Origin of the sequence: Gaoshiqia hydrogeniformans, assembly GCF_049347105.1 — a bacterium.
In the GTDB taxonomy this organism is placed as follows: domain Bacteria; phylum Bacteroidota; class Bacteroidia; order Bacteroidales; family Prolixibacteraceae; genus Gaoshiqia; species Gaoshiqia hydrogeniformans.
On the sequence record NZ_CP186334.1, the window covers coordinates 5,051,825 to 5,064,443 of the forward strand.

Annotated in this window: 11 protein-coding genes; 4 read left to right on the top strand and 7 right to left on the bottom strand. The window is 45.9% G+C overall.

Features of this window, described 5'->3' with window-relative positions; translation table 11 throughout:
* The first annotated feature begins 60 nt into the window (after positions 1-60).
* A complete protein-coding gene (locus tag ACOIT5_RS20070; RefSeq protein WP_423127948.1) occupies positions 61-1,038 on the top strand; it encodes a PorP/SprF family type IX secretion system membrane protein in 978 nt (325 codons plus the stop codon).
* On the opposite strand, the gene ACOIT5_RS20075 is transcribed toward ACOIT5_RS20070, so the two are convergent.
* The 3 genes from ACOIT5_RS20075 to ACOIT5_RS20085 all read right to left on the bottom strand — a co-directional run bounded on the left by ACOIT5_RS20075 (position 1,035) and on the right by ACOIT5_RS20085 (position 5,948).
* Positions 1,035-4,211 carry a PKD domain-containing protein gene (locus tag ACOIT5_RS20075; RefSeq protein WP_423127949.1) on the bottom strand — a complete coding sequence of 1,059 codons (3,177 nt, stop codon included), beginning with the start codon at positions 4,209-4,211 and terminating at the stop codon, positions 1,035-1,037. The two genes, ACOIT5_RS20070 and ACOIT5_RS20075, sit on opposite strands and share 4 nt — an antisense overlap.
* A 17-nt stretch (positions 4,212-4,228) precedes the next feature.
* Positions 4,229-5,215 (bottom strand): dihydroorotate dehydrogenase-like protein, encoded by a 987-nt coding sequence (locus tag ACOIT5_RS20080; protein ID WP_423127950.1) that lies wholly within the window; start codon positions 5,213-5,215, stop codon positions 4,229-4,231.
* Between the two features lie 61 nt (positions 5,216-5,276).
* Positions 5,277-5,948, bottom strand: coding sequence for a YggS family pyridoxal phosphate-dependent enzyme (locus tag ACOIT5_RS20085; protein ID WP_423127951.1), 672 nt, complete (start codon positions 5,946-5,948; stop codon positions 5,277-5,279).
* Between the two features lie 160 nt (positions 5,949-6,108).
* On the opposite strand from ACOIT5_RS20085, the gene ACOIT5_RS20090 reads away from it, so the two are divergent.
* The 3 genes from ACOIT5_RS20090 to ACOIT5_RS20100 all read left to right on the top strand — a co-directional run bounded on the left by ACOIT5_RS20090 (position 6,109) and on the right by ACOIT5_RS20100 (position 8,247).
* Positions 6,109-7,050: an aminodeoxychorismate synthase component I gene (locus ACOIT5_RS20090; RefSeq protein ID WP_423127952.1), complete on the top strand. Its 942-nt coding sequence runs from the start codon at positions 6,109-6,111 to the stop codon at positions 7,048-7,050.
* Positions 7,034-7,636 (top strand): aminotransferase class IV family protein, encoded by a 603-nt coding sequence (locus ACOIT5_RS20095; protein ID WP_423127953.1) that lies wholly within the window; start codon positions 7,034-7,036, stop codon positions 7,634-7,636. Before ACOIT5_RS20090 ends, ACOIT5_RS20095 begins: the two co-directional genes overlap by 17 nt.
* Before the next feature lie 203 nt (positions 7,637-7,839).
* Positions 7,840-8,247 carry a hypothetical protein gene (locus tag ACOIT5_RS20100; RefSeq protein ID WP_423127954.1) on the top strand — a complete coding sequence of 136 codons (408 nt, stop codon included), beginning with the start codon at positions 7,840-7,842 and terminating at the stop codon, positions 8,245-8,247.
* 70 nt (positions 8,248-8,317) lie between these two features.
* Here ACOIT5_RS20100 and ACOIT5_RS20105 read toward each other — a convergent pair whose 3' ends face one another.
* The 4 genes from ACOIT5_RS20105 to ACOIT5_RS20120 form a co-directional block, all read right to left on the bottom strand.
* Entirely contained in the window at positions 8,318-9,568 is a 1,251-nt protein-coding gene (locus ACOIT5_RS20105) for a DUF1015 domain-containing protein (RefSeq protein ID WP_423127955.1), read from the bottom strand.
* Positions 9,569-9,585: 17 nt separating this feature from the next.
* Positions 9,586-10,506, bottom strand: a complete 921-nt coding sequence (locus tag ACOIT5_RS20110; protein WP_423127956.1) for an NAD(P)-dependent oxidoreductase — start codon at positions 10,504-10,506, stop codon at positions 9,586-9,588.
* Between the two features lie 58 nt (positions 10,507-10,564).
* On the bottom strand, positions 10,565-11,635 hold the full coding sequence (gene serC, locus ACOIT5_RS20115) for a 3-phosphoserine/phosphohydroxythreonine transaminase (RefSeq protein WP_423127957.1): 1,071 nt from the start codon (positions 11,633-11,635) through the stop codon (positions 10,565-10,567).
* Positions 11,636-11,832: 197 nt separating this feature from the next.
* A complete protein-coding gene (locus tag ACOIT5_RS20120; protein ID WP_423127958.1) occupies positions 11,833-12,561 on the bottom strand; it encodes a 2-phosphosulfolactate phosphatase in 729 nt (242 codons plus the stop codon).
* Positions 12,562-12,619 lie beyond the last annotated feature (58 nt).

Genomic DNA, 12,619 nt, shown 5'->3' on the forward strand with positions numbered 1-12,619 from the left:
GTTCAGAATAACTATTTTTATAAAGAAAATCTATCTGCCTGAAATCTTAAACCTGAATACGTGAAAAATGTACTCATCATCCTTTTCCTGTTCTTATTTATTTGCCAGGCCGGTGTAGCACAGGATGCGGAATATTCGCAGTTTTATGCCAATCCGATCTATTTGAATCCCGGTTTTACCGGCACGTCGGCCCTGCCCCGTTTTGCGGTAAATTACCGGAATCAGTGGCCTCAACAAGGAAATACCTTTGTAAATTACAGTATTTCGTTCGACAGCTACATCAACAAACTTAACGGAGGCCTGGGCCTTCAACTGCAAAATAACCGCGAGTTAAACGGTATTGTAGAAAATACATCATTCTACGGATTCTATTCCCATCATATCAAAATCAACAACTGGTTTTTTGTTGATGCCGGGCTTCAGGCCGGACTTTCCTATAAAAAATTAGATTACGCAAAACTGATTTTCCCGGATATGATTAACCAACTCACCGGGGAAAGGTACCCGGGAACATCCGACCAACCCGAAAACTCCAGCCTACTTTATCCCGATTTCGGAATTGGATTCCTGGCGCAATATGAATCGTGGTTTGGCGGCGTCAGCCTGAATCACCTCACCCAGCCTCACGAGTCTGTATTTATTGGCGATCAGCGCGGAAGGTTACCCGTGAAGCTGACTGTTCATGCCGGAGCACGGACCCATAAACTTCACCGGGGATTGTTATCGAAAGAATATACCGTTTCGCCCAACCTCATATACCAGCAACAAGGTGATTTCAAACAGTTCAACCTGGGAATTTATATTCTTGAAAAATCGTTGGCCGGGGGAATCTGGTACCGTCAGAATTCGGGGTTTCAACCGGATGCCGTTATTTTTATGCTGGGCTTTATGCGCGAAAAATTTAAAATCGGGTACAGTTACGATCTGACGTTATCCCGCTTGTCCTATTATTCAAATGGCGCCCACGAAATTTCGTTAATCTTTTTTACAGGTGAAAAAACGGCAAACCGCAAGGCATTGCTCATTCCTTCGCTTTAATAAACCAAGGTCACGGTGCCGGTTTGCCGGTGCTGCTTTTCCAAAACATCCTGGTACGAAAGCACCCAAATATAGGAACCCGCGGGCGCACCCTGCCCGTTTTTCATTTTAGCATCCCAACCGGTATCCTTATTCTTCGACTCAAAAATAAGTTCTCCCCAGCGGTTAAAAATTTGCATGTGGTAACCCTGCTCATGAATTGCTTCCGAAGACAATAGAAAAACATGATTTTCAGGATTGGAGCTATTCGGACTAAAGCCGTTCGGCGGGTAAAGCCTGTCGGGCGCCACCAACAAGCGGCGGCTGACCGTATCGGTGCACAACTCTTCATTTTCGGCCACCAGTTGCACCGTAAACCAACCAACATGCTCATAGGCATATTGCGGCTCAAATTCGTCGGAATACCCGTTGCCATCGCCAAAATCCCAGTAATAAAAAGATGCGCCGCGACTGGAATTGGAAAAATGAAAAAGCGGATTCGTAATGATCCGTTCTGTCTGGTCCGGCTCAAAACCGGCAACCGGCTGTGGATATACATAAACGGGATTTTCCAGCCAAACAGTATCGGGGCAGCCGGTTAAGGCCGATGTTGCCCAGACGTATACCGGGAATTCGGCATCAGGCATTGTAAACGTATGAACCATTTCGGCCTCTCCTGAAACAGTTTCGCCCTGGCCAAAATTCCAGGAATAGCTCAGTTCATCCACCTGATCCCCTGGCAAAGTTGTAAAAACAACATCAAAGGGAGCACAACCGGCCTGCTTATCGGCTGCTATATTTACCCAGGGTTTTCGCTTAAAAGAAAAATACTCCGTTTCGCTCGCGCAACCGTACGAAGAAATGACCTTGAGCCCGACTGTGCTTTGTGGTTTGTTTTGCAGGTTAATTGTCAACGGACCGGCTGTTTGCCCCGGGTTCTGAACAATTTCCTCTGCATCCAGTGCAGACAAGTCCCAATCGTAAATATCCTGATTATTTCCACTACCGGTATAGTTCACGTTAAATTGATGCGGATAACAAAATCCGGGGTCAATATCTGTTTCGACCGTAGGAATTGGCCTCACTTTGATAAAATCTTCGATCAGCCCGAAGTTTTCGCATCCCTCGGCTGATCGGATCCAAAGGCCGACATCATAAAATCCATCATCCAAATAAGTATGTTCCGGTGTTGAGTACTCCCCGGTCTGATTGTCACCAAAATACCAGGTATACCGGTCAATCGGCTCAGTGGTTTCCGCTTCGAACCTCACGGTTAAAGGTTCGCAACCGTCGGTATGATCGGCAATGATTTTCAGGTTCGGGGTAATTTTGATGTGTTCCCACCTGATCTCGCTCGAACAGCCGTTTTCGCTCACCATCAGTCCTAATTCACGTTTATCCGACTCCCCGTAACCCAGGTTAATCATCGTTTCGCTCAATCCGATTCCGGAAGCATACAAGGTGTCAGGAAAATACCAATTATAGCTGGCCGACGGTGTGGCATCGCCCAGGTAATGCACCTGAAGATTATAGCCATAACAGGCCATGGAATCAACACTGAAACCGGCATCCGGAATCTTATTAAAATGCAGCCACAAGGAATCTTCCGTCATGCAGCCATAGTCGTCGGTTACCCGGGCAAAAACCTGGTATGCTCCCCGGGAAACCGCATGTACGGCAGATTGTATGGCATCGGGCGAATCAATGATTAATCCGGGGGTTTCTGACCACCAGAAAACATCTCCTTTATCTTTTTCGATTTTCAGTTCGCCCTGCAATAACCCGCAATACAACGTATCGGTACTTGTCAGGTCAACTTCCGGAAATTCATGCACCGTTACCCTGATCGCATCCGAAGCGGAGCAGCCATATTCGTTGGTCACATATACCTGGTAATAACCGGCCTGAGCGGTTTCAAGCGCCTGACCGGTGTATCCGGTATTCCATCGGTAAGAAGTTTGTTTTCCGGCATCAAGTCTGACTGATTCTCCGGAGCAAAGATGAGTATCTTCTCCCAAGTCCAACGCCGGAACCGGTTTTACATGCAGTTTAAAAAAAGCAGAGTCAATACAACCATCATAATGAGCCATAAGCTTATAGCTGGTTGAATCCAACGGGTATGCTTTTGGATTTGACGAAAACGGATCGTCCAGACCGTCTTTGGGAAACCATTCATAATCTCCCGGGAAGGAGCGGTTTAGTCTAACAGTATCGTATTGACAAATGGTTTGATCAAGCGCATCATCAAAAATAATTTTCCGGATTTCAATTTCAAGCGATGCAGAGAGGCTGATCACCGGGTCGCCTGCCATTCCGCCGTACTCAATGATATAGCCTCTCGGACGGTAGAACCTGGAATCAGTGCCATCCCCTCCGTCCCGAAGGTCATTCCACGATTTCGCTTCTTTGTCCGGATTTTGGTTGATGTGGGCATAATCTTCACCAATCCCGTTATTCGTTTCTCCATGTGCATTCGTTGGTTCGCCACTACTCCAAAATGAAAAAAGGCCATTAATTGAAACTCCGTTTGCCAGACCTCTCCAGAATAATGTGCCTGCTTCCGGACCGGTTACCCACCGCCAATCGCCTTCCACCGCGGCATCAGAAGCGCCGATCCATCCCACTCCATTTACTTTGGTCCAGATAAAGTCATTTTCTTCTTTGGAAAGGATGGTCGCCAGGTATCCCTGTAACCCATAGTAGTTTTTTGTTTCTGCCTCCGCACGGGCTCTAGTCCAAGTGATGTCCAACGAATCAATAAACTGATAAAAATGCCCGGTTGAAGGCAGAAAATCCACATCGGTGAGTGTAATGGCAATATGGCGGGTATCCGGTGTTGGTCTTTCCAACAGGTTTACATACTGAATATTTCGGACTGCTTCCTGGTATTCGGCAGCCGTTGCTTTGCCCTTTAAAAACAAAGTCCCGTTAGCTTCATCCCATTCTGCCAGAACAGGCCCGACAGGACTGTATTTTAAAAAATCTTCACCCCGGGAATAATTGGCAATCGAAATTTTCAAGCCTCCGTTTATCGAATCTCCGGTAATGCTGATGCCATCGCTAAATGCGACAGAATCCTTACAAAACCGGAGCGGGGTATTGTAAGGATTTTTAATTTGAAGCCCTCCATCCTGGCCTGATGTAAACGCGTTTAAAAGAATAAGGTAAAACAAGGTGAGCAAAAACTGTTTCATCAGGCCGGTTTTTGACGTTAGATCTTATTCGAAAAATATTTCATAAACTGGGATCTTTCGTACAACATCGGATTTTCAATTTTCGCGTAAGACAGTCGTCCCCGGAAATCGTCGAGCTGTTTAAAGTTCCACTTACGCATGAATTTTTCCATCTCTTTCAACATGCCGTCAATCACCTGGGAACCGTTGATGTAAATGGTCGAACACACCTGGGCCACTTGCGCCCCGGCCAGCAGTTGTTTGATGACAGCTTCCCCGTCGTGAATACCGGTCGAAGCGGCAATTTCCAACTTCGGCAAGGCAGCGCTCACCAAGCCTACCCACCGCAGTGTACGGCGAATATCCGCCGGGGTACTAAACACCTCGGATGCCGACAGTTCCAGCTTATCCAGATTGATATCCGGCTCATAAAAACGGTTGAACATGGTAATCCCTTTGGCGCCATTGGCCATCAGTTTCTCGGCCGTCGAAATCAGGTTAGTGAAATAAAAACCAAGCTTTACCGACACCGGGATCTTTACTTCAGCGGTCACTTTATTTAAAACGTCGAGATATAATTTTTCAATTGAATCTGCCGATTCCTTTCTGCCGGTCGGAACGAAAAACAGGTTCAGTTCGAGGGCATCGGCGCCGGCTTCTTCAAACTCTCTGGCAAAACTTGTCCATTCTTTCGACGAAACACAGTTGATGCTGGCAATAACCGGAATATTTACTTCCTGTTTGGCTTGTTTCACCAAGGCCAGATGGGCTTCAACCGAGTGCTGGCGCGTGTAATTCCAGATATAATCCTCGGCTTCGGGGTACAAATTCTGCGGGTCTTTGTTAATCAAATGACTCACCTCGCTGTTAATCTGTTCTTCGAACAGCGATTTTAACACCACTGCAGCTGCCCCGGCTTCTTCCAGCGCTTTAATTTTATCCACACTCCCGGTCAGACCGGAACTGGCCACCACAATCGGGTTCTTCAGTTTCAGTCCCAAATAGGTTGTCTCAAGCTTTCCCATAATCTTATCAGTTAATTATCGATCTAAATTTATCCTAAACCATCAAAATAAGCCAATTGGCTCAGTGGTACTGCCGTTCACCGAAAATGGAACTTCCTATTCGCACCATCGTGCTGCCTTCTTCCGCAGCAATCAGGTAATCGCCCGACATGCCCATTGAAATTTCAGAAAAAGAATCCTGCCCGCCAAAAAATTCCTGTTTAATCTGCCCAAATATGTTTTTAAGCTGCTGAAACTCCTTCCTGATCTGCTGTTCATCCCCGGTAAAGGTGGCCATTCCCATAACCCCCCGGATGGTGACAAAGCCCAGCGCGGCAAAGTCTTCCGAGCTTAATAGTTCGCGGGCTTCATCCAAATTCAATCCAAACTTTGTTTCTTCTTCGGCGATATGAAATTGCAGTAAACAATCAATTTTCCGATTGTTCTTCCGGCCTTCCTTATCAATGGTGGTCAGCAGCTTTAACGAATCGACCCCGTGAATCAACCGAACGAAAGGCGCAATATACTTCACCTTATTTGTTTGCAGATGCCCGATAAAATGCCATTCAATATCTTTGGGCAATTCGTCGTACTTCTGTACCAGTTCCTGTACTTTGTTCTCTCCAAAAACGCGTTGCCCGCCCCGGTATGCTTCCAGGATATCGCCGGTTGGTTTGGTTTTTGAAACGGCTACCAGGCAAACACCCTGCGGCAGTCCGTCTTGTATTTCCCGTATTTGATCTGCAATTCCCATTGGTTTTCCGATTGAACTACAAAACTACAAAAGCACTTGAAAAAGACCGGACAATTTAAAAGTTTTTTCCGGCTGCACCGTCCGGGACGCAAGCTTCTTGCCGCCTTTTTCTATCTTTGCCATGCTCATGATACACGGCCGGTCACATATTATTTTAAAAATGAATGAATTGGGCAAATCCGGACGCCCGTTCGTTTTCCTTATTGATTTTGATTTTCAGCAGGCGCTGGTTTACGAATGGGAAGAAAGCAAAGAACATTTACTATGGAAAACGCCTGAACATCAAAATTTTGAACCAAAAAACAACATCAAAACAGAACTTCAGTGGGATGTTGAACCGGTTTCGTTCGACCATTACCAAAAAGCCTTTGAGCTGGTTCAGTGCCACATCCGTTACGGCGACAGTTTTTTACTCAACCTGACCTTGCCCAGCCGGGTAAAAACAAACCTGACGCTCGAAGAATTATTTTACCTTGGCAAGGCCCCCTACCAGGTTTATTTAAAGGATAAATTTGTTTGCTTCTCGCCCGAAATATTTGTCCGAATCGAAAACCGGCAAATTTCGTCGTATCCGATGAAAGGCACGATTGACGCCAATATTCCGGATGCCGAAAACCGGCTGATAAACAGCAAAAAAGAATTGGCCGAACACAACACCATTGTCGATCTCATCCGCAACGATCTCAGTCGGGTTGCCAACCAAGTAAATGTGAGCCGTTTTTGTTACATCGATAAAATACATTCCAACATGACGGACTTGCTCCAGATGAGTTCTGAAATCACCGGGCTGTTGGCGGAAAACAGTCGCGACCAATTGGGCGATTTGTTCGGTCACTTGCTCCCGGCCGGATCCGTCAGCGGCGCACCCAAGAAGAAAACAATCGAAATTATCCGAAAAGCCGAACAATACGAGCGGGGATTTTACACCGGCATTTTTGGTGTTTTTGACGGCACCCGTGTCGACAGTTGCGTACTGATCCGTTTTTTAGAAAAAGAAGGAGACCAATTGATCTTTAAAAGCGGAGGAGGAATTACCCATTTAAGCCAATGCGAAGATGAATACCTCGAACTGATCAAAAAAATTTATGTGCCCATTGCTTGAAACCATCAAACTCGAAGACGGCTGCCTGTGCAACATTGCCGGGCACAATCGCCGGATGAATGCAGCCCGCACCGAACTGTTTCAAAGGGTCAAGCCAATTGATCTGGCCGAAATCATCCGGATTCCTGAAAATTGCCGTTCGGGATTGTACCGTTGCCGGATTTTGTACGGCCGCGATATTGAAAAAATAGAATTCATTAAAAAAGCGCCCCGGAAATTTAACAAGTTAAAAGTCGTCAGGCACGACGAAATCGATTATCACCTGAAATATGCCGACCGGACTATTTTAAACGATCTTTATGCCCGGCGCGGGGATGCCGACGAAATCATCATCATCAAACAGGGATTGGTGACTGATTGTACCATCGGCAACCTGGTTTTTTGGGACAAAAACCGCTGGATTACGCCGGACAGCCCCTTGCTAAACGGCACCCAACGACAATCGCTGCTCGAACAGAATTTAATCGTTGAAAAGAGGATCTCCGGGGCTGATTTAGCCGCTTTCAGTCAAGCAGGTATCATCAATGTTTTTCACACACTGGAAAATATGCCGGTGATTTCGGGAAAAAATATTATCACCGGATAAAAAAAGACTTGACTTAAATCCTGTTTTTCAATATTTTAACCGAATGAAAAAGCAGCAGACTTATTTTCGTTGTAATATTTTTGAGATAATGCTTTTCAACCTATTTTTTTATTGACTCATTTTTGTATTTTGCGACCAAATTAAAAACAATAAAAAAGATTGGCCAGAGCCTTACAGGCATTGACTTAATGGAGGATAACAACATGACACTCAGCAGTAAACCCAGGGTAATTAAAGATTACGAAAAACTTGACGACGAGATCAAAGAACAAATAAAGTTAGAGTATCCCAATGGTTTTAGCCAACATCTGATCAGTTTTACCAATAAAGACGGTTTGTTGGTTAGCGCGCTGCCATTTGAAACAACCGATAAATACTACCTGGTCCGGATGACAACACAGGAAGCGATCGACATCATCAGCGATGATGAAGATTATGATGATGAAGGCATATTGAAAGAAGAATCCCGGGAAGCTTACGAAGACAAATATTCGGAAGAAATGGATATTCCGGATAATCTGGACGAAGAAGAGGATGACTCATCATACGACGATGATGATGATGACGATGATATGGATGATGATGAAGACATGGATGACGACGAAGATTAACTGTAGCTTAAGGATAAAAATAAACCCCGGAGAAAAATCTCCGGGGTTTATTTTTATCAGGTGTTTTCGCTTAAGTCAGCTTGTGAATAACCAGTCCCGACCGTAGTTTGGGTTCAAACCAGGTTGTTTTGGGAGGCATAATATGACCGGTATCGGCAATGGTAATCAATTGTTGCATCGAAACCGGGAATAAGGCAAAAGCGACTTTCATTTCCCCGCTGTCGACCCGGTTTTTCAGTTCGCCAAGTCCTCGGATTCCGCCAACAAAATCAATCCGGTTGGATGTACGCAAATCCTGAATATCGAAAACCGGCTCCAGCACTTGTTTCGACAGGATGGTCACATCAAGCACACCAATCGGATCAGCATCATCAAAGGTTCCTTCTTTAGCGGTGAGGCTGTACCAGTTTCCACCTAAGTACATGCTGAACTCGTGCAATTTCGAAGGTTTATAAACGGCTGTTCCCTTCTTTTCAACAACAAATCCCTGGGTGAGTTTTTCAATCAGCCCTGCTTCGCTCAAACCATTCAGGTCTTTCACCACGCGGTTATAGTCGATTATTTGCAGCTGGTTATCCGGGAAATGCACGGCCATGAAATAATTATAGGATTCGTTCCCGGTATGATTCGGATTTTGGGCTTTCCTTTCCAAACCGATACGGGCTGCCGCTGCTGTCCGGTGATGACCGTCGGCTACATAGGTAAACGGTACTTTAGTCGCAAAAAGCTGTTCGATCCGTTCATTTACTTTCCGGTCGCTGATGGTCCAGAAATGGTGACCAAAGCCATCTTCGGCCACAAAATCGTATTCCGGTTCCTGGTTTTTCACGATGGATTCAACAATGGCATCAATTTCAGGCACCGCCCGGTAAGAGAAAAATACCGGCTCAATGTTCGCGTTCAGGTAGCGGGTCAGGATCATCCGGTCTTCTTCCTTGTCGGGACGGGTTAGTTCGTGTTTTTTGATAATTCCCTGATGATAATCGTCGCAGGCTGCGGCCCCGACAATCCCGTACTGGGTGCGGCCGTTCATGGTCTGGGCATAAATGTAGAAACGAGCCTCTTCATCTTCGACCAACCAGCCCTTTTCCTGGAATAATTCAAAATTTAAAACCGCCTTTTCATACACCGTTTCGGAATGTACATCTGTTCCTTCGGGACAATCAATTTCTGCACGGGTAATGTGCAGCAACGAGTTTTCTTTACCATCTGCCATTTGGGCAGCTTCCCGGGTGTTCATCACATCATACGGAAGACAAGCCAGGGCTTTGGCAATTTCCCGGGGAGGACGAAGTCCTTTAAATGCCTTTACGTTCGCCATAAATTAATTTTCAAATTTTATTTATTTACACGGAAGGTTTCATCACCTTTATTAAAAAATGCCACAATTTGTTCGGCTGACGCTACGCCTGCATTTGTATTGGCTTCTTCGGTTTGCGCCCCGATCTTTTTCGGGGTGAAATAATACCGGCCTTCAAACTTTTCTTTAAACAAGGCCGAACAGTCCGGTTCGATATCCGATAAATATTTCACATCGGGCCGTTCCTCCATAAACCGGCAAAGGTCCGCTTCATTCACCACCTCTTTTCTGGCGGTATTCACCAGAATCGCATCTTTTTTCAAATGCTTCAGTACCGCCATGCTCACCGAACCGATATGTTCGCCGCGAGCCGGAACATGAACGGAAACGATATCCGAAACGGCATACAATTCTTCCAACGAACCGGTAACCTCAATTCCCTCGGAAGTAGCCTGCGCCTTGCTGAAACGCGTATAAACCTTGACGTCCATTCCAAAAGCCCGGGCTATCCGGTGAACATTACGGGCCACATAGCCGTAGCCATGCAATCCTAATGTCCGGCCCCGGAGTTCGCCTCCCGGCTTACCGCTAAAAAATTCGCGGATACCGTAAATGGCTAGTCCGATAGCCAGCTCGGCCACGGCATTTGAATTTTGGCCGGGCGTGTTCATCACAACAATGTTTTTTTCCCTGGCATAGTTGGTGTCAACATTGTCGTAACCGGCTCCTGCACGGACTACAATTTTTAGGTTTTTCCCCGCATCCAGCACCTCTTTATCCACGATATCGCTTCGGATAATCATGGCGTCGGCTGTTTTTACCGCTTCAAGCAGTTCTGCTTTCGACCGGTATTTCTCCAGCAGATCGAGTTGATAACCAGCCTGGCTGACAACAGCCGAAATTTTTTCAACCGCAATTCCTGCAAAAGGTTTATCGGTTGCAATTAATACCCTTTTCATACCCTTTCATTTAAAAAAAGAAAGCAGGACCCCCATCCTGCTTTTCTTTTTATGCAGATTAATGATTCGCTTCAAATTCTTTCATCGCATCAACCAGCGCCTGTACGCTTTCAATCGGCAGCGCATTATAGGTAGACGCCCTGAACCCGCCAACCGAGCGGTGACCTTTCAGCCCGACCATTCCTCTTGCCGTAGCAAAATCAAGAAATTCTTTTTCCAGTTCTTCGTAACCCGGCGCCATCACAAAGGTAACGTTCATCCGGGAGCGGTCTTCGGGTGCGGGAACCGTTGGCACAAACAGTTTGTTGCGGTCCAGTTCGCCGTAAAGCAATTCGGCTTTGGCGATATTTACTTTTTCCATGGCTTCCACGCCGCCATTTTCTTTCAGCCATTTCAACGTTTGCAGGCAGGCAAAAACAGCAACCGTTGAAGGCGTGTTGAACATGGATTCATTTTTAATATGAACATCATAATCCAGCATGGTAGGAATAGTACGCCCGGCTTTACCCAGAACGTCATCCTTTATAATAACCAGCGTGGCCCCAGAAGGACCCAGGTTTTTCTGCGCTCCGGCATAGATCAGGTCATATTTGGCCACATCAATCGGACGACTGAAAATATCAGACGACATATCGGCAACCATTTGAACCGGAACATCCGGATCTGATTTGAGTTCGGTACCGAAAATGGTATTGTTTGTTGTAATGTGCAGGTAATCCGCATCGGCGGGCACATCGTATGTTTTCGGGATGTAATTGAAATTTTTATCTTTCGAAGAAGCGACTTCGACCACCTCGCCGATCAACTTAGCCTCTTTCATGGCCTTCGAAGCCCAAACGCCTGTGTTCAGGTAAGCGGCTTTTGATTTCAACAGGTTATACGGAACCATTAGAAATTGAAGGCTGGCGCCACCCTGTAAAAACAAAACGGAGTAACCTTCGGGAACTTTCAGCAATTCTTTTACCAGTGCAATAGCCTCATCCATCACGGCAACAAACTCTTTACCGCGATGGGAAACCTCCATGATGGAGAGTCCGGTGCCGGCAAAATCGAAGGTTGCTTCGGCTACTTTTTGTTTTGTATACTCGGGAAGAATAGAGGGTCCCGCATAAAAATTATGCTTCTTCATCGTATGTTATTTTAGAGTTAAAAATTATTTTTCATTTTCATCATTCCATATTTGTCGGCCAAAATAAAGGGATCCGGGAATTTCTTTGCTGAGTTATATCAGCATCGGCCCCGAAAAATACTATTTTTTAAACATGCTTATAAAACAGGATATCAATCTGATAGAAATCATTATTTCGTTCTGTTTTTTCGTCAAAGTTATGAAACCGGGACCAATTCTCCATCTTTATAAACAGGAATTACTGACGTAAAATCAGCCTGATGACAAAATGCAATACAATCATCCAGACCTTTAGCGGCCAGACGGCCTTTCTGGGCTGCTTTCAGCACATATTCGTTCAGATTTTTTTTGGCGATTGACCACAAATCGATGGAAGCCGTCACAGCATCGCAAATGGTTTCGTACTTTCCCGATTCCATGAGTTTTTCGGCAAGGGCGCCTGCAAAAACAGCATCTTCGAGGCTAAACCGGTCTTTCCACGAGGCGCAAAAAATAAGCACCGGCGCATCCTGACCAATCAGCCAATTGCCAAGCGCCGTCAGGTTCAGGAACGAGCCGATCACCACGGCTCTCGAATGCGCCGCCATGTGAATGCAACGGGTTCCGTTTGTGGTGGAATACACAATTTCTTTTCCCTTTACCTGGCTGGCCGTAAAGTTGAACGGCGAGTTTCCAAAATCGGCAAAATCGAGTACGTAACCGTCGCGTTCGGACGCCACCATATAGCCTTCTTTCTTTTTCTGACGGGCTTCATCCACGGTCGACACCGGGATAATACGGCGCACCCCGTTGTGAAAGGCGGTACAAATGGCCGATGTGGCCCGGAGAATATCAACTATAACCACAATATTGGCGTCATCGGCATGCTTTGGGTAAATCGCGGGAGAAAAGCAGGTTTCCAAACGAAACTTGGTGTTCTTCATCATCAGTGAATCTGAAATTTTGGTCTCAAAGATAATCGTTCGGTCACAATAAAAAAACCCG

What these genes read in the sequence shown, in the direction of transcription:
- ACOIT5_RS20075 (WP_423127949.1), bottom strand. Translation starts at nt 4,211, where the DNA reads ATGAAACAGTTTTTGCTCACCTTGTTTTACCTTATTCTTTTAAACGCG.
- ACOIT5_RS20080 (WP_423127950.1), bottom strand. Translation starts at nt 5,215, where the DNA reads ATGGGAAAGCTTGAGACAACCTATTTGGGACTGAAACTGAAGAACCCG.
- ACOIT5_RS20085 (WP_423127951.1), bottom strand. Translation starts at nt 5,948, where the DNA reads ATGGGAATTGCAGATCAAATACGGGAAATACAAGACGGACTGCCGCAG.
- ACOIT5_RS20090 (WP_423127952.1), top strand. Translation starts at nt 6,109, where the DNA reads ATGAATGAATTGGGCAAATCCGGACGCCCGTTCGTTTTCCTTATTGAT.
- ACOIT5_RS20095 (WP_423127953.1), top strand. Translation starts at nt 7,034, where the DNA reads ATGTGCCCATTGCTTGAAACCATCAAACTCGAAGACGGCTGCCTGTGC.
- ACOIT5_RS20100 (WP_423127954.1), top strand. Translation starts at nt 7,840, where the DNA reads ATGACACTCAGCAGTAAACCCAGGGTAATTAAAGATTACGAAAAACTT.
- ACOIT5_RS20105 (WP_423127955.1), bottom strand. Translation starts at nt 9,568, where the DNA reads ATGGCGAACGTAAAGGCATTTAAAGGACTTCGTCCTCCCCGGGAAATT.
- ACOIT5_RS20110 (WP_423127956.1), bottom strand. Translation starts at nt 10,506, where the DNA reads ATGAAAAGGGTATTAATTGCAACCGATAAACCTTTTGCAGGAATTGCG.
- serC (WP_423127957.1), bottom strand. Translation starts at nt 11,635, where the DNA reads ATGAAGAAGCATAATTTTTATGCGGGACCCTCTATTCTTCCCGAGTAT.
- ACOIT5_RS20120 (WP_423127958.1), bottom strand. Translation starts at nt 12,561, where the DNA reads ATGATGAAGAACACCAAGTTTCGTTTGGAAACCTGCTTTTCTCCCGCG.